The 20713-nt window shown below is 68.6% G+C and carries 18 protein-coding genes; 10 read left to right on the top strand and 8 right to left on the bottom strand.

Features of this window, described 5'->3' with window-relative positions:
* The first annotated feature begins 244 nt into the window (after window positions 1–244).
* Window positions 245–1540 carry a citrate synthase gene (locus tag QGN31_RS20980; protein WP_008253896.1) on the top strand — a complete coding sequence of 432 codons (1296 nt, stop codon included), beginning with the start codon at window positions 245–247 and terminating at the stop codon, window positions 1538–1540.
* Between the two features lie 43 nt (window positions 1541–1583).
* Here QGN31_RS20980 and QGN31_RS20975 read toward each other — a convergent pair whose 3' ends face one another.
* From QGN31_RS20975 to QGN31_RS20955, 5 genes are read right to left on the bottom strand one after another with little or no spacing between them, the layout of a single operon-like run.
* Window positions 1584–3155: a phytoene desaturase family protein gene (locus QGN31_RS20975; protein ID WP_014941330.1), complete on the bottom strand. Its 1572-nt coding sequence runs from the start codon at window positions 3153–3155 to the stop codon at window positions 1584–1586.
* A gap of 26 nt (window positions 3156–3181) precedes the next feature.
* Window positions 3182–3445 carry a DUF2630 family protein gene (locus tag QGN31_RS20970; protein ID WP_008253898.1) on the bottom strand — a complete coding sequence of 88 codons (264 nt, stop codon included), beginning with the start codon at window positions 3443–3445 and terminating at the stop codon, window positions 3182–3184.
* Between the two features lie 53 nt (window positions 3446–3498).
* Window positions 3499–4836 carry a sensor histidine kinase gene (locus QGN31_RS20965; protein ID WP_008253899.1) on the bottom strand — a complete coding sequence of 446 codons (1338 nt, stop codon included), beginning with the start codon at window positions 4834–4836 and terminating at the stop codon, window positions 3499–3501.
* A 15-nt stretch (window positions 4837–4851) separates the two neighbouring features.
* Complete coding sequence (gene prrA / locus QGN31_RS20960) at window positions 4852–5562, bottom strand: two-component system response regulator PrrA (protein ID WP_008253900.1); 711 nt, start codon at window positions 5560–5562, stop codon at window positions 4852–4854.
* Window positions 5563–5613: 51 nt separating this feature from the next.
* Window positions 5614–7095 (bottom strand): acetyl-coenzyme A carboxylase carboxyl transferase subunits beta/alpha, encoded by a 1482-nt coding sequence (locus QGN31_RS20955; protein ID WP_014381857.1) that lies wholly within the window; start codon window positions 7093–7095, stop codon window positions 5614–5616.
* Between the two features lie 27 nt (window positions 7096–7122).
* Between QGN31_RS20955 and QGN31_RS20950 the strand changes: the two genes are divergently transcribed.
* The 8 genes from QGN31_RS20950 (at window position 7123) to QGN31_RS20915 (ending at window position 15052) form a co-directional block, all read left to right on the top strand.
* Window positions 7123–7854 carry an enoyl-CoA hydratase gene (locus QGN31_RS20950; RefSeq protein ID WP_014381858.1) on the top strand — a complete coding sequence of 244 codons (732 nt, stop codon included), beginning with the start codon at window positions 7123–7125 and terminating at the stop codon, window positions 7852–7854.
* Window positions 7855–7860: 6 nt separating this feature from the next.
* Complete coding sequence (locus QGN31_RS20945; protein WP_009957318.1) at window positions 7861–8970, top strand: MBL fold metallo-hydrolase; 1110 nt, start codon at window positions 7861–7863, stop codon at window positions 8968–8970.
* A gap of 38 nt (window positions 8971–9008) precedes the next feature.
* The gene (locus QGN31_RS20940) at window positions 9009–10586 is read left to right on the top strand and encodes a serine hydrolase (protein ID WP_014381859.1); all 1578 of its coding nucleotides are present in this window, start codon (window positions 9009–9011) and stop codon (window positions 10584–10586) included.
* Complete coding sequence (locus tag QGN31_RS20935) at window positions 10583–12970, top strand: cation-translocating P-type ATPase (RefSeq protein WP_014711030.1); 2388 nt, start codon at window positions 10583–10585, stop codon at window positions 12968–12970. The genes QGN31_RS20940 and QGN31_RS20935 overlap by 4 nt, the downstream gene beginning before the upstream one ends.
* Before the next feature lie 65 nt (window positions 12971–13035).
* Complete coding sequence (locus tag QGN31_RS20930) at window positions 13036–13224, top strand: antitoxin (protein WP_008253910.1); 189 nt, start codon at window positions 13036–13038, stop codon at window positions 13222–13224.
* 3 nt (window positions 13225–13227) lie between these two features.
* Window positions 13228–13689 carry a type II toxin-antitoxin system Rv0910 family toxin gene (locus QGN31_RS20925; RefSeq protein WP_008253911.1) on the top strand — a complete coding sequence of 154 codons (462 nt, stop codon included), beginning with the start codon at window positions 13228–13230 and terminating at the stop codon, window positions 13687–13689.
* An 84-nt stretch (window positions 13690–13773) separates the two neighbouring features.
* Window positions 13774–14544, top strand: coding sequence for a VOC family protein (locus QGN31_RS20920; protein WP_008253913.1), 771 nt, complete (start codon window positions 13774–13776; stop codon window positions 14542–14544).
* Window positions 14545–14617: 73 nt separating this feature from the next.
* On the top strand, window positions 14618–15052 hold the full coding sequence (locus QGN31_RS20915; protein ID WP_008253914.1) for a hypothetical protein: 435 nt from the start codon (window positions 14618–14620) through the stop codon (window positions 15050–15052).
* 4 nt (window positions 15053–15056) lie between these two features.
* Here QGN31_RS20915 and QGN31_RS20910 read toward each other — a convergent pair whose 3' ends face one another.
* From QGN31_RS20910 to QGN31_RS20900, 3 genes are read right to left on the bottom strand one after another with little or no spacing between them, the layout of a single operon-like run.
* Entirely contained in the window at window positions 15057–15545 is a 489-nt protein-coding gene (locus tag QGN31_RS20910) for a VOC family protein (protein WP_008253915.1), read from the bottom strand.
* The gene (locus QGN31_RS20905) at window positions 15545–17071 is read right to left on the bottom strand and encodes a carotenoid oxygenase family protein (protein ID WP_014381862.1); all 1527 of its coding nucleotides are present in this window, start codon (window positions 17069–17071) and stop codon (window positions 15545–15547) included. Before QGN31_RS20905 ends, QGN31_RS20910 begins: the two co-directional genes overlap by 1 nt.
* A 1-nt stretch (window position 17072) precedes the next feature.
* Entirely contained in the window at window positions 17073–18293 is a 1221-nt protein-coding gene (locus QGN31_RS20900) for an acetyl-CoA acetyltransferase (protein WP_009957327.1), read from the bottom strand.
* 859 nt (window positions 18294–19152) lie between these two features.
* Between QGN31_RS20900 and QGN31_RS20895 the strand changes: the two genes are divergently transcribed.
* Window positions 19153–20682, top strand: a complete 1530-nt coding sequence (locus QGN31_RS20895) for a DUF4185 domain-containing protein (RefSeq protein WP_014381863.1) — start codon at window positions 19153–19155, stop codon at window positions 20680–20682.
* The last annotated feature ends 31 nt before the right edge of the window (window positions 20683–20713 follow it).

The following is a 20713-nucleotide window of genomic DNA, read 5'->3' as shown; positions in this document are numbered from 1 at the left end:
CGGTGCGCCGTACCTGTTGTGGCCCGCGCCACGGCAGATCCGCGCGGCACGCGTCGCCGACCGCCGGGCGCGCAGCGGCGAAAGACACGAGCTGCCGGGATCGTCACCGCGCTACCTGATGAAAGCTTAAGGAAGGTTCCCAGACCCGACCCCGGACGGGCGCCTCGTCGCGATAACGACTACCTTCAGCTGTAAGCACCAAGTCAGGGGCAGCCATATCAGCCGGAAGCACGAAGGGGTTCTCGTGGCCGACACCGACGACACCGCCACTCTGAAGTACCCGGGCGGTGAGACCGACCTGGAGATCGTCAGCGCCACCGAAGGCGCCGACGGCATCGCGCTGGGCTCGCTGTTGTCCAAGACCGGCTACACCACGTTCGACAACGGCTTCGTCAACACCGCGTCGTGCAAGAGCTCCATCACCTACATCGACGGCGACGCCGGAATCCTGCGTTACCGCGGCTACCCGATCGAGCAACTGGCCGAGAAGTCGACCTTCATCGAGGTGAGCTACCTCCTGATCTACGGTGAGCTGCCCAGCAAGGAGCAGCTGGCCGAGTTCACCAAGCGGATTCAGCTGCACACCATGCTGCACGAGGACCTGAAGCGGTTCTTCGACGGATTTCCGCGCAACGCCCACCCGATGCCGGTGCTGTCCAGCGCGGTCAACGCGCTCTCGGCGTACTACCCGGATTCCCTCGACCCGACCGACAACGAGCAGGTCGAGTTGTCCACCATCCGGCTGTTGGCCAAGCTGCCGACCATCGCCGCCTACGCGTACAAGAAGTCGGTCGGTCAGCCGTTCCTCTACCCGGACAACTCGCTGACCCTGGTGGAGAACTTCCTGCGCATGACGTTCGGCCTGCCGGCCGAGCCGTACCAGGCGGACCCCGAGATCATCCGGGCGCTGGACATGCTGCTCATCCTGCACGCCGACCACGAACAGAACTGCTCGACGTCGACGGTGCGGCTGGTGGGGTCGTCGCAGGCGAACCTGTTCACCTCCGTTTCCGGTGGGATCAACGCGCTGTGGGGCCCGCTGCACGGCGGCGCCAACCAGGCGGTCCTCGAGATGCTCGAGCAGATCCGCGAAAGCGACGACAACGTCAGTGAATTCGTCCGCAAGGTGAAGAACCGCGAGGCCGGCGTCAAGCTGATGGGCTTCGGCCACCGCGTCTACAAGAACTACGACCCGCGGGCCCGCATCGTCAAGGAGCAGGCGGACAAGATCCTGGCCAAGCTCGGCGGCGACGACGACCTGCTCAGCATCGCCAAGGAGCTCGAAGAGGCGGCGCTGACCGACGACTACTTCGTCGAACGCAAGCTGTACCCCAACGTCGACTTCTACACCGGCCTGATCTACCGCGCCCTCGGGTTCCCGACCCGGATGTTCACCGTGCTGTTCGCGCTGGGCCGGATGCCCGGCTGGATCGCGCACTGGCGTGAGATGCACGACGAGGGCGACAGCAAGATCGGCCGTCCGCGCCAGATCTACACCGGCTACACCGAGCGCGACTACGCGACGATCGACGCGCGCTAGTTTCCTGCCGAGCAGACGCAGAATCGCCTGCGGGCGGCGGGATTTACGCGATTCTCTGTCCGCTCGCGAGGGAGGCGAGCACTGCCATCGCCGCGTTGTGCCCGCCGATGCCCGACACCGCCCCACCGCGGCGAGCGCCCGAGCCGCACAACATGATTCGTTCGTGAGCGGTGGCCACGCCCCACTGCCTCGCCGGGGTGTCCAGCGGATCGTCGTCATCGGCGAACGGCCACGACAGCCCGCCGTGGAAAATGTTGCCGCCGCTCATGCCGAGGGTGCGCTCGAGATCTGATGTGGTCGTCGTCTCGATGCACGGGCGCCCCTGCGCATCGTGCAGCAGCAGTTCTTGAATCGGTTCGGCCAGAACAGCATTCAGCGATCCCAGCACCTTGTCGGTGAGCCGATCGCGCAGCGCGTCCGGGTCGGCGTCGCCGAACAGCGCGTGCGGGGTGTGCAGGCCGAACACCGTCATCGTCTGGGCGCCCGAGCGGCGCTGGTCATCGGACAGGATGCTGGGGTCGGTCAGGGAGTGGCAATACGCTTCGCACGGCAGGGGATTCGGCGGTTGCCCCGCGGCCGCCTGGGTATAGGCCGTATCCAGTTGCGTCCAGGTCTCGTTGACGTGGAACGTGCCGGCGAAGGCCTGTTCGGGTGTGACGCCCCGGTCGCGTAGGCGGGGCAGGCGCCGCAGCACCATGTTCACCTTCACCTGCGCGCCGCCGTCCGCCGGTGGCGGTTCGTCGCCGAGCAGCCCGGCCAGCACGGTGGGCGTGACGCCGGCGAGGACGAACCGGGCCCGAACCCGGCGCTCATGGCCGCCGCTGCGATAGCGCACTTCGCCGCTCGGGTCGAGCGCGTAAACCTCTGCGCCGCTGATGATTTCGGCGCCGTGGCCGACGGCGGCCGCGGCCAGGGCGGTGGTCAGCGCGCCCATCCCGCCGATCGGGACGTCCCAGTCCCCGGTGCCGCCGCCGAGCACGTGGTACAGGAAGCAGACGTTCTGCGTCAACGACTCATCGTCGAGGCGCGCGAAGGTGCCGATGAGGGCGTCGGTGGCCATCACCCCGCGAACCAGGTCGTTGCCCACCGCGTCGGTGATGGCCTCGTCGACCGGTTCCTCGATCAGGGCTTCCCAGGCGGCCGCCGCGCAGCGGTCGTTGCTTTCCAGTACGTGGCGGCGGGCCTGCTCGCGGCTGCGCAGCGGTTCGAGCAGCGTCGGCCACAGCCGCTCGGTCACCAGCCGGCAGCGCTGGTAGAAGTCCGCGAAGCCCTGGGCGTCGTCGGCCGCGCCGATGGCGGCGAAGGTGTTACCGGGCGCCCCGATCAGCAGCCCGCTGCGGCCGCCGGTGGCGGGGTCGGGCGTGTACGACGAATAGGGACGCCGGGCCAGCCGAATCCCGGCGCCCAGGTCCTCGACGATGCGGCTCGGTAGCAGGCTGACCAGATAGGAGTAGCGCGACAGCCGGACGCCGACCCCGTCGAAGGGTTGCGCCGAGATCGCGGCCCCGCCGGTCTGTTCCAGCCGTTCCAGCAGGCGCACCCGCAGGCCGGCCCGCGCGAGGTAGGCCGCCGCGACGAGGCCGTTGTGCCCGCCCCCGACGACGGCGACGTCCACCGCGTCGTCGGCGTCCGCGTGGCCGCTCAGCTCAGGTAGCCCTCGACCTCGTCGGGCGGCCGCACCTCCGCCTCGCGCGGGTCGCCGCCGCTCTCGCGGAGCGCCCGGCGCTGCCGCAGCAGATCCCAGCACTGGTCGAGTTCGATCTCCATGCGCCGAAGGCGGTCATGTTCCTCCGACGTGTCGATGTCACCGCGCTGCAGTTGGGCCCGCAGCGCTTTTTCTTCGGCGACCAGTTCGCGGATGTGTGCCAGGGTGTCGTTGTCGGTGGGTTTGCTGCCGTTGGCCATCGCTCCAGTCTGCCCGACTCGGGAGGGGGCGGATAGCCGCCGACGGCCCGCGGCTAACTGGGTCCGGGTAGTCGCAGCACCAGCCGCGCACCGCCCAGCGGGCTGCTTTCCAGCTCGGCAGTCCCGCCGTGCAGCTCGGCCTGCTGGGCTACCAAGGCCAATCCCAGGCCCGACCCGGAATGCGAGGCCGTCGATCCGCGGGAGAACCGCGCGAACACCACCTGGCGCTCGTCCTCCGGGACGCCGCGCCCGTTGTCGTCGATGGCGATCTCCACGCCGGCGCGGGAGCTGACCGCCGACAGCTCGACGCGGGTGGCGCCGCCATGCTTGACGGCATTGGCGATCGCGTTGTCGACCGCGAGGCGCAACCCGGCCGGCAGCCCGACGATGATGCAGGTGGGCGAGGGCACCAGTGAGACGTCGACCCCGGGGTAGACGCGGGTGGCGTCGTGGGCGGCGCGGTCGAGCAGCTCGGTGATGTCGACCGGCACGTGATCGTCGGACGTCGACAGCTCGCCCTGGGCCAGGCGCTCGAGGGCGGTCAGCGTGGCCTCGATGCGCGACTGCGTGCGGATGACGTCGCCCAGCACCTCTTTGCGTTGTTCGTCCGGCATGTCCAGGGTGGAGAGCACTTCGAGGTTGGTGCGCATCGCGGTCAGGGGGGTGCGCAGCTCGTGCGAGGACACGGCGGCGAAGTCGCGCGCAGACGCGAGCGCATCCTTGGTCCGGTCCTGCTCGGTCCAGATGCGCTGCAGCATGCCCCGCATGGCCTCGGCGATCTCGACCGCCTCGGTGGCACCGCGCACCGCCACTTGCGGCCGTTCGTCGGCGTCGATCGAACGGGCTTGCTGGGCCAGGCGTTTGAACGGCCGCACCGCGAAAGCCGCCAGGAGCCAAGCGAACACCGCCGCCGCGCCGATCGACAGCGCACAGATCAGGATCACCCGGCGATGCAGGTTGTTGGTCTGGGCGATCGTGTCGTAGTACGTCGCGCCCACTGCCACCGTCGCCGGCTGCGGCGTGGCGACCTCCAAGGTTCGGACGCGATAGCGCACCCCGTTGATGTAGGTGTCTGCATACCCCACCTCCAGCGGCGGCAGTGTGACGTCCGAGTTGGACTTGACCTGGCCGTCGCGCCGGACGGTGATCACGGTGTCCTGGTCGTGGGGGGCGCGCGGGATGTCGTCGAGGCCCCGGGGCAGGAAGGGGATGGCGAAACCGGCCGCCTCGTCCAGGCGGCGGTCCAGCCGCTCCTTCCAGGCGCTGGTGATGCCGAACCACACGACCGCCCCCGCGATCACCACCACGATCGCGGTGCCGATCGCCGTCGCGACCGCGACCCGGGCCCGTAGCGACGGCGTACGGGTCAGGATCCGGGACAGGAAGTTCATGGCCGCTCGACCGGGTTACTGCATGCGCAGCACGAATCCCACTCCGCGCACGGTGTGCAGCAGCCGGGGCCCGCCGTGGGCCTCGAGCTTGCGGCGCAGGTATCCGATGAAGACGTCGACGACGTTGGTGTCGGCGGCAAAGTCATAGCCCCATACCAGCTCGAGTAGCTGCGCACGGGACAGGACCGCGGTCTTGTGTTCGGCCAGCACCGCCAGCAGGTCGAATTCCCGCTTGGTCAGGTCGACGTCGACGCCGTTGACGCGAGCCCGCCGGCCGGGGATGTCGACTTCCAGCGGTCCCACCGTGATGGTCTCCGACGAGGAGGTGGCGGTGGCGCCGCGGCGGCGCAGCAGCGCTTTGACCCGCGCGACCAGCTCGGCCAGCACGAACGGTTTGACCAGGTAATCGTCGGCGCCGGCCTCCAGGCCCGCCACCCGGTCGTCGACCGAGCTGCGGGCGGAGAGCACGCAGACCGGGACGTCGTTGTCCATGGCGCGCAGCGCGGTGACGACGCTGACCCCGTCCAGCACCGGCATGTTGATGTCGAGCACGATCGCGTCCGGCCGCGTTTCGGTGGCGCTGCGCAACGCCTCGGCGCCGTCGACCGCGGTCGACACCTCGAACCCGGACAGGCGCAGGCCACGTTCCAGCGACGCGAGCACATCGGAGTCGTCGTCGACGACCAAGACCCGAGGTGAGCTAGCTCCTGTGTCCATGCCGCCCATCTTGCCTGATTGCCGCCTATGGATGCGGGAGGCACCACCGTCGCGAGCGTTTCAGGGCAGACCGATGTTGCGGTAGCGCTGCAGCCGGGCGGCCAGCCGCTCGGAGGCGGGTATCCCGCGCAACGCCTGCACCTCGGCGGCGATGGCGCGTGAGAGTCGCCGCGAGAACTCGACGGGCTCGTCGGCGGCATCGGGATGTTCCGCGACGACGACGTCGACGATCCCGGACGCCAACAGGTCGGTCGACCGGATGCCTTGTGCGGCGGCAAGTTCGGCGGCGTGATCGGTGTCGCGGAAGACGATCGCGCTCGCGCCTTCCGGCGGTAGCGGCGCCAGCCAGCCGTGCAGCGCGGCCAACACCCGATCGGCCGGCACCATCGCCAGCGCCGGCCCGCCGCTGCCCTGGCCCAGCAGCACGGAGACCGTCGGGGTGTCCAGGGTCACCAGCTCGGCCAGGCACTGGGCGATCTGCCCGGCGAGCCCGCCCTGTTCGGCGTCGGCCGACAGCGCCGGTCCCGCCGTGTCGATCACCAGCACCAGCGGCAGGCGCAACTCGGCGGCCAGCGCCATGCCGCGCCGGACCTCGCGCAACGACGCGGGGCCCACGGTGCTCGCCCGGCCGCCCGCTATCCGCCGCTGGCCGAGCACCACCACCGGCTGACCGGCGAATCGGGCCAGCGCCAGCAGCGTCGTCGCCGCCTCTCCCCGGCCGGTCCCCGACAACAGCACCTGGTCGGTTGCGCCGTGCCGCAACAGAAGTCCGACGCCCGGCCGGTCCGGACGCCGCGATGCCACCACCGAATCCCACGCCGCGACGTCGGGTGTCGGTTCGGGTGGTGGCGGCGTGGGCAGCGGCCCGGGCGGGTCGGCGATGACGGTCATCGCTCGGTCCAGCGTCGGGCGCAGCTCGTCGAGCGGGATGACGTCGTCGATCACGCCGTGCCGCTGCAGGTTCTCCGCGGTCTGCACGCCCTCGGGGAACGGTTCGCCGTAGAGCAGCTGGTACACGCGAGGTCCGAGGAAGCCGATCAACGCGCCCGGTTCGGCGAGCGTGACGTGGCCCAGCGAGCCCCACGACGCGAAGACCCCACCGGTGGTCGGATTGCGCAGATAGACCAGGTAGGGCAGGTGAGCCCGGGTGTGCAGCCGGACGGCCGCGGCGATCTTCACCATCTGCAGGAACGCGACCGTGCCCTCTTGCATGCGGGTGCCGCCGGAGCTCGGCGAGGCCAGTAGCGGCAGCCCCTCGGCGGTCGCCCGCTGCACCGCCGCGGTGATCCGTTCGGCGGCGGCCACCCCGATCGAGCCACCCAGAAAGCCGAATTCGCAGACCACCACCGCGACCCGGCGCCCGAAGATGCGCCCTTCGCCGGTCAGCACGGATTCGTCCAGGCCCGTCGCGGCGCGGGCATTGGCCAGCTCTCGCGCATAGGCGGCGCTGGCCGGCACGGCGAGCGGCTCGCTGTCCCAGCGGATGAAGGAATTCTCGTCCAGGACCGCGTCGCGTAGTTGACCAGCCGTGATACGACTCACGTGACGAGGCTATATAGGGTGGCTGCCATGATCGGTGTCAGCCAGGCCGAAGCGGTTTTGACCATCGAGTTGCAGCGCCCCGAGCGCCGCAACGCCTTGAACTCCCAGCTCGTCGAGGAGCTGCGCGAGGCCGTGCTGAAGGCGGGCGACGGCTCCACCCGGGCGATCGTGCTGACCGGGCAGGGCACGGTGTTTTGCGCCGGCGCGGACCTGAGCGGTGACGCATTCGCCGCCGACTATCCCGACCGCCTCATCGAGCTGCACAGGGTCTTGGACGCCACCCTCATCCCGGTGATCGGCGCCATCAACGGCCCCGCCATCGGCGCGGGCCTGCAGCTGGCCATGCAATGCGATCTCCGGGTCGTCGCGCCGGACGCCTTCTTCCAATTCCCCACATCGAAATACGGTCTGGCCCTTGACAACTGGAGCATCCGGCGCCTGGCTTCACTGGTCGGTCACGGCCGGGCCCGCGCGATGCTGCTGGCCGCCGAAAAGCTGACGGCCGACGTGGCCCTGCAGACCGGGATGGCCAACCGCATCGGGACGCTGTCCGACGCCCAGGCCTGGGCCGCCGAGATCGCCGGCCTGGCCCCGTTGGCGATCCAGCACGCCAAGCGGGTGCTCAACGACGACGGCGCCATCGAGGAGGCCGACCCGGTGCACAAGGAGCTTTTCGACAAGGCGTGGGGCAGCCAGGACGTCATCGAGGCCCAGGTCGCGCGTATCGAGAAGCGGCCACCGAAGTTCCAGGGGGCCTGACGAGCCATGCGGGGGACGCTACGGCTGATCGCCGGCACGGCGTCGCTGGCGGGCGGGGGTTGGCTGCTGCGCGCGCTGCACGGCGCGCCGGACGCCCTCGGCGCCCACCCCGCATCGATCGCCGCGGCGACCGCGGGGTCCCCGAACTGTCGCGACGGCGTCTTCGTCAACCTCGAGCCCGCCTCGGAAACCAAGATGGACCGCGAGCAACTGCGGCTCATCGCGTGGGAGCTGGTGGGCAACCGGGGTGGAAGCCGGCCGCGCGGGCCGATCCCGCTGACGGCCCCCGGGGTCTTCCGCGCGGATCCGAGCGGGCTGGCCGTCAGCTGGTTCGGCCACTCCACGGCGCTGGTGGAAATCGACGGCTACCGGGTGCTCACCGATCCGGTGTGGAGCGACCGGTGTTCGCCGTCGGACGTCGTCGGGCCGCAGCGGCTGCACCCGCCGCCGATTCAACTCGAGGGGTTGCCCGCCGTCGACGCGGTGGTGATCAGCCACGATCACTACGACCACCTCGACATCGACACGATTCGGGCGTTGGCCCGCACGCAGCGGTCCCCGTTCTTCGTTCCGCTCGGTGTCGGCGCCCACCTTCGCAGGTGGGGGATACCCGAGCACCGCATCGTCGAGCTCGATTGGCACCAGAGCGCGACGGTCGACGAGCTCACCGTGGTGTGCGTGCCGGCGCGGCATTTTTCGGGGCGCTTCCTGGATCGCAACACGACGCTGTGGGCGTCGTGGGTCTTTCGCGGGCCGACCCATCGCGCGTACTTCGGCGGCGACACCGGGTACACGAAGAGCTTCGCCCAGATCGGCGCCGACCACGGACCGTTCGACCTGACCCTGCTGCCCATCGGGGCCTACAACACGGCGTGGCCCGACGTGCACATGAACCCCGAGGAGGCGCTGCGGGCGCACCTGGACGTCACCGACGGGGGGCTGTTGGTGCCGATCCACTGGGGCACCTTCCGGTTGGCCCCGCACCCGTGGGCCGAGCCGGTCGAGCGGCTGCTCGCCGCCGCGGAGCCCGAGCAGGTGAACGTGGCGGTTCCGGTGCCGGGCCAGCGCATTGATCTCGCGGCCCCGGTGAAATCGAACCCGTGGTGGCAGCTCTGATTCCGGAGTCCGGCAACCCCACCGCGTTAGAGTGCGCCATGACCAAACGCGCGGTCGCTGCCATCTCGGTGCTGCTCGGATTGACGGGATGCGGCTCCGCGCAGCCGACCGCCGGGGCCCCGTCCACACTGTCTGACGTCGCGCCCAACCAAGTGGCCGGCGTGGCGATTCCTGCCGGCCGCATCGACGATGCCGTCGCCAAGATCGACGGCCTGGTCGGCGACCTGATGAAGAACACCGGCGTGCCGGGAATGGCGGTCGCCGTCGTCCACGGCGGGAAAGTGTTGTACGCCAAGGGTTTCGGTGTCAAGGATGTGAGCAAGGGCGAGGGGCAAGGAAACAAGGTGGACGCCGACACCGTCTTCCAGCTGGCTTCGGTGTCCAAATCGGTTGGCGCGACGGTGATCGCGCACGAGGTCAGCGATCACGTCGTCACCTGGGACACCCCAGTGGCCGCCAAGTTGCCCTGGTTCACGCTCGGCGATCCCTATGTCAGTAGCCATGTGACCGTCGCCGACGTGTATTCGCATCGCTCCGGGCTGCCCGATCACGCGGGCGACAAACTCGAAGACCTGGGCTACGACCGTCGTCAGACCCTCGAGCGACTCAGGTATCTGCCGCTGGCACCCTTCCGGATCAGCTACGCCTACACCAACTATGGGATCACCGCCGGCGCGGAGGCCGTGGCGGCCGCGGCCGGCAAGTCATGGGAGGACCTGTCCGACGAGGCGCTCTACCGCCCGCTAAAAATGACGTCGACGAGCTCACGCTTCGCCGACTTCCTCGCCCGGCCCAATCACGCGGTCAACCACGTCAAGGTCGCCGGCAAGTGGGAGGCCCGCTTCCAGCGTGATCCCGATCCCCAGTCACCCGCGGGCGGCCTCAGCTCATCGGTCAACGACATGGCCCGTTGGCTGATGATGTTGCTGGGCAACGGGACTCACGACGGGCGGCGGATCGCCGCGCCGGAAGACCTGTTGCCGGCCATCAGTCCGCAGACGGTGTCGACACCCGCGACGACGCCCAAGGCGCGCACCGGGTTCTACGGATACGGTTTCAACGCGTCGGTCGATTCCTCGGGCCGCACCGAATACAGCCATTCCGGCGCTTTCGCTTTGGGGGCGGCGACGAACTTCGTGGTGATGCCCTCGGAAGACGTGGGCATCATCGCGCTGACCAACGGCGCGCCCTACGGCATCCCGGAAACCCTGACCGCCGAATTCATGGACCTCGTCCAATACGGCCAGATCCGCGAGGACTGGGGTCCCTTGTACCAGAAGGCGATCGGCTGGCTGAACAATCCGGTGGGCTCGCTGGTCGGCAAGCAGCCCCCGCCCAAACCCGCCCCGGCCAAGCCGCTTCGCGACTATGCAGGCGTGTACGCCAGCGACTACTGGGGCCCGGCCGTCGTGACCGAACGCGACGGCGCCCTGCACTTGGCGATGGGCCCGAAAAACCACACGGTCGCCCTCACCCATTGGGACGGCGACACCTTCACCTTCCCGCTGACCGACGAAAACGCCCCACCCGGAACGATTTCCAAAGCGGTCTTCTCCAACGACACCCTGAATCTGGAGTACTACGACACCGAGAAGCTGGGGACCTTCGCCCGATGAGCTCCTCACTGATCACCGGCCTGACCGACGCCGAGGTGGCGCAGCGGGTCGCCGACGGCCAGAGCAACGCCGTGCGGAAACGGGCGACGCGCAGCATCACCGATATCGTGCGGGCCAACGTGTTCACCCGGATCAACGCGATCCTGGGAGTGTTGCTGCTGATCGTGCTGGCGACCGGCTCGCTGATCAACGGGATGTTCGGACTGTTGATCATCGCCAACAGCGTCGTCGGCATGGTCCAGGAAATCCGGGCCAAGCAGACGCTGGACAAGCTCGCGATCGTGGGTCAGGCGAAACCCGTGGTGCGCAGGCAATCCGGGACGCGTGCGGTCCCGCCCGAGGAGGTGGTGCTCGACGACATCATCGAGCTCGGGCCCGGCGATCAGGTCGTCGTCGACGGAGAGATCATCGAAGAGGCGAACCTGGAGGTCGACGAGTCACTGCTGACCGGTGAGGCCGACCCGATCGCCAAGGCCGTCGGCGACGCGGTGATGTCGGGCAGTTTCGTCGTTGCGGGCGCCGGCGCCTACCGGGCCACCAAGGTCGGCCCGGACGCCTACGCGGCCAAACTCGCCGAGGAAGCCAGCAAGTTCACGTTGGTGAAATCCGAACTGCGCAACGGCATCAACCGCATCCTGCAGTTCATCACCTACCTTCTGGTGCCGGCCGGCCTGCTGACGATCTACACCCAGCTGTTCACCACGCACGCGGGCTGGCAGGAGTCCGTGCTGCGGACGGTGGGCGCCCTGGTGCCGATGGTGCCCGAAGGGCTGGTGCTGCTGACGTCGGTCGCGTTCGCGGTCGGGGTGGTCCGGCTGGGCCAGCGCCGCTGCCTGGTGCAGGAGCTGCCCGCCATCGAGGGGCTCGCGCGGGTCGACGTGGTCTGCGCCGACAAGACGGGCACCCTGACCGAAAGCGGCATGCGGGTCGCCCGGGTGGACGAGCTCGACGAGGACGCGCACCGCGATCGGATCGGCGACGTGCTGGCGGCGTTGGCCGCCGCCGACCCGCGACCCAACGCGAGCGTGCGCGCGATCGCCGAGACCTATCACGAGTCGCCGGGCTGGACCGCCACGGCGACAGCACCTTTCAAGTCCGCCACCAAGTGGAGCGGGGTGTCCTTCGAAGGGCACGGCGACTGGGTGATGGGGGCGCCCGACGTGTTGCTCGAGCCGGCGTCGGCGGCGGCCGAACAGGCCGAGCGGATCGGGTCGCAGGGCTTGCGGGTCCTGCTGGTGGGCGCCGCCGACGTGGCCGTCGACCACCCCAGCGCACCGGGGGACGTCACCCCGGTCGCGCTGGTGGTGCTCGAACAGAAGGTCCGACCTGACGCCCACGAGACGCTGGAATACTTTGCCGATCAGGGTGTTTCGGTCAAGGTGTTGTCCGGGGACAACGCCGTTTCTGTCGGCGCCGTCGCCGACAAGCTCGGGTTGCGCGGCGAGACGATGGATGCGCGCCAACTCCCCTCGGACCCCGCGCAATTGGCCGACGCGCTGGACACCCACACCACCTTCGGCCGGGTGCGTCCCGATCAGAAGCGCGCCGTCGTACACGCCCTGCAATCGCGCGGGCACACGGTCGCGATGACCGGCGACGGCGTCAACGACGTCCTGGCCCTCAAGGACGCCGATATCGGCGTCGCGATGGGGGCCGGCAGCCCGGCTTCCCGTGCCGTCGCACAGATCGTCCTGCTGGACAACAGGTTTGCCACGCTACCGTACGTGGTCGGCGAGGGCCGACGCGTGATCGGCAACATCGAGCGGGTCGCCAACCTGTTCCTGACCAAGACGGTGTACTCGGTGCTGCTGGCGTTGTTGGTGGGCATCGAATGCCTGTTTTCCAAAGCGTTGAAAGCCGATCCGTTGCTGTATCCGTTCCAGCCGATCCACGTCACCATCGCGGCGTGGTTCACCATCGGAATACCGTCGTTCATCCTGTCCCTGGCGCCCAACATCGAGCGCGCCGAGCCCGGTTTCGTGCGCCGGGTGCTGAGCTCGGCGCTGCCGTCCGGGCTGATCGTCGGCACCGCGACCTTCGCGTCGTACCTGGCCGCCTACCCTGGCCGGCACGCCGGCTTCCAGCAACAGGATCAGGCGTCGACCGCGGCCCTGATCACCTTGCTCATGACGGCCCTGTGGGTGCTCGCGGTGGTCGCACGGCCCTACCAGTGGTGGCGGGTGGCGCTCGTAATCGTCTCGGGCCTGGCGTATGTGGTGATCTTCAGCCTCCCCCTGGCCCGCAAGCAGTTCCTGCTGGATCCGTCCAATGTCACGGTGACCGCGACCGCGCTGGGGATCGGTCTGCTGGGCGTAGCCGCGGTCGAGGCCATGTGGTGGATCCGCGCCAGGATGCTGGGCGTGCAGCCGCGGCTGTGGCGCTGAGCACAGCGAACTCGGCGCCGGCCGGTTTCACCGGGCAAGTACGATGCCGGAAAAAGGGAGGGCACATGGGATTCCTGGACAAGGCCAAGGATCTGTTGTGGCAGAACGCCGACAAGGTCGAGACGGCCATCGACAAGGCAGGCGAGTTCGTCGACGAAAAGACGCAGGGCAAATACTCCGACACCATTCACCAGGTGCAGGAGCAGGCGAAGAAGGCGGCCGGCGCCGCGGACACGGGCGACCAGCAGAACTGAGCCATGGCCAAGCTTTCCGGATCCATCGATGTCCCGCTGCCGCCCGAGGTGGCCTGGCAGCACGCCTCCGACCTGTCCCGGTACAAGGATTGGCTGACCATCCACCGGGTGTGGCGCAGCGCATTGCCCGACGAGATCGAGAAGGGCTCGGTCGTCGAGTCGATTGTCGAGGTCAAGGGCATGCCCAACCGGATCAAATGGACGGTCGTGCGCTACAAGCCACCCGAGGGCATGACGCTCAACGGCGACGGAGTCGGCGGGGTCAAGGTCAAGCTGATGGCCAAGATCCAGCCCAAAGGGGACGGCTCCCTCGTCAGTTTCGACGTGCACCTCGGTGGCCCCGCACTGTTCGGCCCCATCGGCATGATCGTCGCCGCCGCACTGCGCGGCGATATCGACCAGTCGCTGGAGAACTTCGTGACGGTGTTCACCCGGCCCGATCCGAGCAGCAACGGGCATCGCTGATCGCCCGCCGATGAGTTTTCGCCTCGGGCGCGGTCGATAGTGTGAACCCCCTTTCTTCCGGGGACACATCATCAGGAGGTCACCATGCCTATTCGTGACAGCGCCCCGCTGGGCGCCCCATGCTGGATCGATCTGACCACGTCCGACGTCGCCCGCGCCCAGGATTTCTACGGCACGGTCTTCGGCTGGACGTTCGAATCCGCCGGGCCCGAGTACGGCGGATATGTCAACGCAGCCAAGGGCGGCCACCCCGTCGCCGGGATCATGGCCAACCGGGCCGGGGCCGAGGCGCCGGACCGCTGGGTTACCTATTTCCACACCGCCGACATCCAGACCACGCTGGCCGCGGTGACCGGGGCGGGCGGTTCGGTCTGCATGGCGATGGAGGTGCCCGCCAAGGGCCATATGGGCCTGGCGACCGACCCCGCCGGCGCGACGTTCGGTTTGTGGCAGCCGCTGCAGCACCGCGGTTTCGAGATCATCGGAGCGGCCGGCGCCCCCGTCTGGCATCAGCTGACCACCCGCGACTACGGTGCGGCCCTCGACTTCTACCGCGACGTCCTCGGCTGGCGTACCGAATCCGAGTCCGATACCGACGAATTCCGCTACACCACAGCGTGGTTCGGCGACGAGCAATTGCTCGGTGTGATGGACGGCGCCTCGCTGCTACCCGAGGCCGTCCCGTCGAACTGGGTGACCTTCTTCGGCGCCGAGGACGTCGACAAGACCCTGCGAGTGATCGTCGACAACGGCGGCGCTGTGGTGCGCGACGCCGAGGACACCCCGTATGGACGGCTGGCCGCCGCGACCGATCCGACGGGCGCCCCGTTCAACCTGTCATCGCTGCAGGCCTAGCCGACGAGCGCCGCCACGCTAGGACGACGCTCGGTGCCGCGGACCGGCGGCGGAGTCGGTTAACCTCGCTACCATGACTCGCCGACTGCGCCCCGGTTGGCTGGTGGCGTTTTTCGCCGTGGTGGTTTCGGCCAGCGCGTGGCTGCCGTGGCTGAGGACGGCGGTCAACGGCGGGGGCTGGGCCAACGCCATCGGAGGCGCCCACGGCAACTTGGAACTGCCCCCGGGGTTCGGCGCCGGCCAGCTCATCGTGCTGCTGGCCTCGACCCTGCTGGTGGCCGGCGCAATGATGGGCCGAGGATTGTCGGTGAAGCTCGCTTCGGTTGCGGCGCTGCTGATTTCGCTGTTGATCGTGGCGCTGACGGTGTGGTACTACAAGCTCAACGTCAACCCGCCGGTGTCGGCCGAATACGGCCTCTACGTCGGTGCGGGCGGCGCGGTATGCGCCGCAGCGTGCTCGATCGTGGCGGTGATCTCGGCGTTGGCCTCGGGACGGCCGCGGCGCTGAGCCCTCACGCCGACGGGAACTCGTGCTTCCCCGAAGCGGCGCTGGTGTCGGGCTCGTTGACGCCGAACACGAAGGGCGCGAATACGATCTCGCGCCCGTCGGGATCCCGATAGGTGATCGCGCCCGTGGCCGCCCAGTACGGGTGCTGGTCGACGGGTTCGACGCCCGCGTCGTGCAGGCGCGCGAGTGCGGCTCGTTGTGCTTGGGGGTTCGGAAAATAAAGACAGAGCTGTTCATGGGGGTCCACCGCGACGTCGTCGGCGGCCTGCACGATCTCCATGGTGAGGTTCCAGCTGGGGAGCCCGAAGATCGCGCCGTTGCTGCCGTAGCTGTCCTCGAACGTCTCGTAGAGCGGCAGGCCGACGAGGTCGCGGTAGAACCGCACCGTTTCCGCGAAGTGCGAGGAGCGGCGCGCGAAGCGGATGCCGCCGATGGGGGCCAACTGCGGCGGCCAGTGCGTCGTGCGGTGGTGCTTGTGCTGGTCGGTGCTCATCACAGTCCGATCGCGTCCGCGGCGGACTCGGCGGTGTCCCAGCGGCGCAGCTCGGAGCCGGGCGCCCAGGTCGAGTGGGTGCCGCTGGAAATCCGTTCCGGCAGTGGGAGTTTGCACACCGGCCCGTCGCCGGGGCGGGTGGCGTCGAACACGAGGCAATACGAGGCGTCGGTATTCATATCGGTGGTGAGCGTGATCAGGTAGCCGTCGTCTTCGCCGGTGCCGCCGACGCGCGGTGCCATCGCGGTCTCGCTGCCGTAGACGCCGTCCCCGAACGAGAACCGCTCCTCGGTTCCGGTGCGCAGGTCGTGTTTGACCAGGCCGTCGAACAGGAACCAACCCGGCTTGCCCGTGGCCGCATAGACGTAGCGGTAGTCGGCGGCCGCGTAGCCGGGGTTGATGGTGCCGAACTCGGTGACGGATTCGAAGAGCCGCTCTTCGCGCACCTCGCCGGTGACCAGGTTGAAACGCCACCGGTGCAGGCGTGCCTGCAGGCGATCCAGGGCTAAGAAGCGGAACAGTTTGTCCCACTTGGTTCCACCGGTATCGAGCGGGGACGGGTCGCCTTCGAAGAAGCCGTCGAGCACGATCTCGTCGCCATCCTCGTAGGCGTTGGTGAAGTGCAGCACGAACGTGGGGTCGGCCTCGAACCAGCGAATGTCCTCGGTCCCGCCGCGGCGCGGGATCACCGCGAACCGCGACGGGATGTCGGGGTGGAAGCGCGGCAGGTGCACGTCGTGCTCGAGCAGCTGAGGATCCCAGAACAACGGGAAATCGTTGAGAATGGCGTAGTTTTCGGTGAACGCCATGTCGTGGGGGAGGCGCGGACCGGGCAGCGGGATGTCGACGTAGTGAGTCAGTTCGTTGCGCTCGTCGACGACACCGTAATGCATGTACGGGTCTTGCTTGCTGTAGTTGAAGAACAGCAGTTCACCGGTTGCGTTGTCTACCTTGGGGTGTGCGGACACGCCCCACGCGGTCGGGAAGCGCCCGTTCCAGGACTCCTTGCCGAGCGTGTCACCCGAATACGGGTCGATTCGGTACAGGTCGCCGCACTGGTAGAAACTGCTCAGCGCGACGCCGCGATGCACGATGACGTCGGTGCTCGACGCGTCCTTCATCCGCGTTCGCGCGCCCCAGCCTTGCGGGCCCTGCGCCAGTTGCACGGGCTCGGCCAGCCCCGGCCACAGCGGCCCGCCGGCCTCGTTCTCGGCCAGGAATCCGTCGGTGCGGATAAAACGGTTGCGGTAGAAGGCCTTTCCGTCGCGGAAGCCGACCACGTGCAGCATGCCGTCGCCGTCGAAGGGGTGATAGGTCTTGAACGCGGGGTGCAGCGGGTTCTCGGTGTTGCGCAGATAGACGCCGTCCAGGTCGCCCGGGATCTCACCCTCGACCGCGGCCAGGTCGTCGGCGTCCCACTCGGTGGTCTGGGGACGCCACGGGCCCGTCCGGTAGGGGTGGTCGTCGTCCTCGGGAAGGGTGGACAGGAACTTGCCGACGATCGCTATATCTTTTGGCAAGTCCATCTCAACCGCCTTTGCTGACAACGAAACTCACGGTGGTGGCGGTGCTGCCGCCGAAATTGAGGGTCCCGAAGGTTTGCGCACCGTCGACCTGATAGTCGCCGGCGGCGCCGCTGACCTGCTTGGCCGCGTCGAGCAGCATCCGCACCCCGGAGGCGCCCACCGGATGCCCGCCACCGATCAACCCGCCGCTGGGATTGATCGGCAGCCTCCCCCCGATCTCGATCTCGCCGTTTTCGATCGCCTTCCATGACTCGCCCGGGCCGGTCAACCCGATGTGGTCGATGGCCAAGTACTCGCTGGGAGTGAAGCAGTCGTGCACCTCGAACCCGTCGATGTCGTCGAGGCCGCGCCCCGCCCGGCGCAGCGCGTCGAGCACCGCCGCCCGCACATGCGGCAACACGTAGAGATCGTCGCCGGCACGGTCCAGTTTCTGCTGCAGCCCCAGCCCGACGGTGCGATGACCCCAGCCCTCGATCCGGCCGATCGGGCGCGCGTCGGGGTGGTTGCGCAGGTAGGCGTCGTTGACGAGCACCAATCCCGCGCCGCCGTCGGTCATTTGGCTGCAGTCGAAGCGTCGCAGCCGGCCCTCGGTGATCGGGTTGGCGTCGTCGTCGTCGGTGATGGGATCGGCGACGGTCCACCCGCGGGTCTGGGCGTTGGGGTTGCGGCGGGCGTTGGCGAAGTTGAGCTGGGCGATGGCCCGCAGGTGCGCGTCGTCCAGTCCGTACCGGCGGTCGTACTCGTCGGCCACCCGGGCGAACATGGACGGCCACAGGTAGCGCGCGTCGGCCCCCTCGTGACCGGTCCATGCCGCGGCCCCCAGATGCTGCGCGGCGGTGTCGCCCGGGACCGTTTTCTCGAGCTCGATGCCCACTACCAGCGCGGTGTCGTAGGCGCCCGACCGCAGATCGGCCATCGCCGCCAGCGCCGCCACGCTGCCGGAAGCGCAGGCGGCTTCGTGGCGCGACGCCGGGGTGTCCCAGAGGCCGTCGCAGACCGTGGCGGGCATCGCCCCGAGGTGGCCCTGCCGGGCGAACATCTCGCCGAAGGCGTTGCCGACGTGCACCACTTCGATGCCGGCCGCGTCCAGCTTGGCCGTTGCCAGCGTCGCGTCGACGACCTCGGCGGTCAGCGCGGCGAAGTCGTGGCCTTCCCTGGTGAGGTTGCGAGCAAAATCGCTTTGGTAACCGCCGAGAATCCACACACCGGAGGAGCGATCCATACGCCGACGGTACTCCCGGGCGGGGCGGTTGTTGAGGGCCTATCGGCGGGCCGGCGCGGGTCCCTGGGCGGTCCAAAGAGGGCGGCCCCGTCGGCTCTCGGGCTGAACCGACGGGACCTAGGCGGGCGCGAAGGCCGGCCGACGCACTCGCCTACTGTTGGATCATTGCCCCCCAGCGGTGCCGACAAACATGCGGCCTCAATCTATTTGACGTCTCGTTGATGCCGGGCCGCCGACGGCGCCGGGTCCGGTTAACGTCGATTCACCTTTTCCGGGTGCGCGCGGGGCACTCGGGCAGGCGGTCGGCCGGAAGTCTGAGCTGCGGCGATGTGGTGGGGTTGCGCCGTCGTGCGGCCAGTCCCACCGCGAAGCGGCCACCCCGCATCGTGGCGTCGCGCGAGGCTGCGGTGTAAGCCGATATGCGCACCCGTCGGCCGTTCGTTTTGCGGCCGTCCCAGCAAAGTAGCCGCGACGTCCACCCCCGGCCGGCGACGACCCCGCGGGGGCAGGCGGCCACTTGTGAGGACGCGACCGGCTCTTGGCGACCGGGTGGAAGGCCCGGGGCGGGCTCACCCCCCGGGGCGGGTCGGTCTGCGGTCCATCGTGACATCTTCCGGGTCGATACCTGACCCAGCCAGTGGCAGCGTTGGCAAAATCAGAAACGCCGATTAGCAGCTTACATATTGCTTCCAGCTAATGCCACGCGAGGGAAGTCGGGGCGGCGACTGCCGCGTTGCGACACGGTCACGGATGCATACCTATCGGTTCATCGTTGGTCACATATGCCCCGCAGATCACTATCGTCACATGAGCCAACTACGGACGTCAGCGCGGTGTCCTACCCCTCGAAAGGTGTTACATGTCGGCGATTCTTCGAAGTGTGTCGCTATCGATGGCGTCGGCGGCCGCTGTCGGATTCGTCCTCGTGGTGGGGCCCGCGCCTACCGCCCACGCCACGCCATGCGGTGCCCCCGAGGCAAACGTCGACCCTCCCGCCGCGCAGCCGGCGATGCCCGCGCCTCAGCCGGTCGTGCAGCCGCCGACCGGGCGCAGGCCCAGTCACACGAATGACCAGGCGCCGCTGCCGAGGCTGGGTCCGCTGATCTCCTCGTTGCTCAAGCCGGCGACGCCGGGGCAGCGCTACTCCGCGCCGGTCCATCCGCGAGCCGAGGGGCCGACGCCGGGACCCGGACCCTCCGCGCCGCTGCAACAGCAAGCCGAGGTCCTGCCTCCGGCTCCCAACCCGCCCGCGGTCCCGCAACTGCCGAACGCCAACCCGCTACGGCCGAACGCCGCCCCGGTGCCGCAGCCGCAACCCGAGCCGGGCCCGCCGCCTCCGTCGATCGCGGGCGCTCCGACGTCCCTCGTCGACTGGGTCACCGGGCCGGACGGCCCCAACAAAACGCTGCAACGGTTCGGCATCTCCGGCACCGACCTCGGGATTGCCTGGGACAACGGCGATCCCGTCAACCGCCAGGTGCTGATGGCCTTCGGTGACACCTTCGGCTACTGCAAGGTGCACGGCCAGCAGTGGCGCTACAACACCCTGTTCCGCAGCAACGATCGCGATCTGTCCAAGGGAATCCACATCGCCGACGGCGTGCCGAACGACAAGTATTCCGGCTCGCCGGTGTGGGCGCCCGGGCTCTCCAAACAGGTCGTCAACACCATCCACAAGGCCGCGCACGAGACGGGAATCATTCCGACCGGGGCGATGTCGATGGGCAGAACCCAGTACATGAGCTACATGTCCATCCGCCAGTGGGGCCGCGACGGCGAATGGACAACGAACTATTCGGCGATCGCGCGGTCCAACGACAACGGCCAGAACTGGGGGATCTTCCCCACCACGATCCGCACGGCGTCCGCGGATGCCATTCCGGGAGCCGGGTTTACGCCTGGAAACGAGAACTTCCAGATGGGCGCGTTCTTGAAGGGCAAGGACGGCTACATCTACCAGTTCGGGACGCCGTCGGGTCGCGGCGGCGCGGCCTTCCTCTCGCGGGTTCCACCGAACCAATTGCCGGACCTGACCAAGTACCAATACTGGAACGGCGACGAGGGCGGTCGTTGGGTCCCGAACAATCCGGGTGCGGCGACGCCGATCTTCCCGGCGCCGGTGGGCGAAATGTCGGCCCAGTACAACAGTTACCTCAAGCAATACCTGGTCCTCTACACCGACGGCGGCAGCAACGACGTCATCGCACGGACCGCGCCGGCGCCGCAGGGGCCGTGGAGTCCCCCGCAACCGCTGGTGTCCTCGTTCCAGATGCCCGGCGGCATCTATGCGCCGATGATCCATCCCTGGTCGTCGGGACGGGACCTGTACTTCAACCTGTCGCTGTGGTCGGCGTACGACGTGATGCTGATGCACACCGTGTTGCCGTAGGAAACGTCGCCGTCGAAGATACGATGGTCTG

Source organism: Mycobacterium sp. 2-64 (assembly GCF_035918375.1).
Taxonomy (GTDB): Bacteria; Actinomycetota; Actinomycetes; order Mycobacteriales; family Mycobacteriaceae; genus Mycobacterium; species Mycobacterium intracellulare.
Note: the sequence above shows the minus strand (reverse complement) of the source record. Positions and strands in the feature narration are given on the sequence as shown.

Bases quoted from the DNA above. Each gene is read 5' to 3' on its own strand.
- QGN31_RS20935 (WP_014711030.1), top strand. From the start codon at position 10,583: ATGAGCTCCTCACTGATCACCGGCCTGACCGACGCCGAGGTGGCGCAG.
- QGN31_RS20900 (WP_009957327.1), bottom strand. From the start codon at position 18,293: ATGGATCGCTCCTCCGGTGTGTGGATTCTCGGCGGTTACCAAAGCGAT.
- QGN31_RS20945 (WP_009957318.1), top strand. From the start codon at position 7,861: ATGCGGGGGACGCTACGGCTGATCGCCGGCACGGCGTCGCTGGCGGGC.
- QGN31_RS20905 (WP_014381862.1), bottom strand. From the start codon at position 17,071: ATGGACTTGCCAAAAGATATAGCGATCGTCGGCAAGTTCCTGTCCACC.
- QGN31_RS20930 (WP_008253910.1), top strand. From the start codon at position 13,036: ATGGGATTCCTGGACAAGGCCAAGGATCTGTTGTGGCAGAACGCCGAC.
- QGN31_RS20925 (WP_008253911.1), top strand. From the start codon at position 13,228: ATGGCCAAGCTTTCCGGATCCATCGATGTCCCGCTGCCGCCCGAGGTG.
- QGN31_RS20920 (WP_008253913.1), top strand. From the start codon at position 13,774: ATGCCTATTCGTGACAGCGCCCCGCTGGGCGCCCCATGCTGGATCGAT.
- QGN31_RS20965 (WP_008253899.1), bottom strand. From the start codon at position 4,836: ATGAACTTCCTGTCCCGGATCCTGACCCGTACGCCGTCGCTACGGGCC.
- QGN31_RS20950 (WP_014381858.1), top strand. From the start codon at position 7,123: ATGATCGGTGTCAGCCAGGCCGAAGCGGTTTTGACCATCGAGTTGCAG.
- QGN31_RS20940 (WP_014381859.1), top strand. From the start codon at position 9,009: ATGACCAAACGCGCGGTCGCTGCCATCTCGGTGCTGCTCGGATTGACG.
- QGN31_RS20915 (WP_008253914.1), top strand. From the start codon at position 14,618: ATGACTCGCCGACTGCGCCCCGGTTGGCTGGTGGCGTTTTTCGCCGTG.
- prrA (WP_008253900.1), bottom strand. From the start codon at position 5,562: ATGGGCGGCATGGACACAGGAGCTAGCTCACCTCGGGTCTTGGTCGTC.
- QGN31_RS20970 (WP_008253898.1), bottom strand. From the start codon at position 3,445: ATGGCCAACGGCAGCAAACCCACCGACAACGACACCCTGGCACACATC.
- QGN31_RS20895 (WP_014381863.1), top strand. From the start codon at position 19,153: ATGTCGGCGATTCTTCGAAGTGTGTCGCTATCGATGGCGTCGGCGGCC.
- QGN31_RS20910 (WP_008253915.1), bottom strand. From the start codon at position 15,545: ATGAGCACCGACCAGCACAAGCACCACCGCACGACGCACTGGCCGCCG.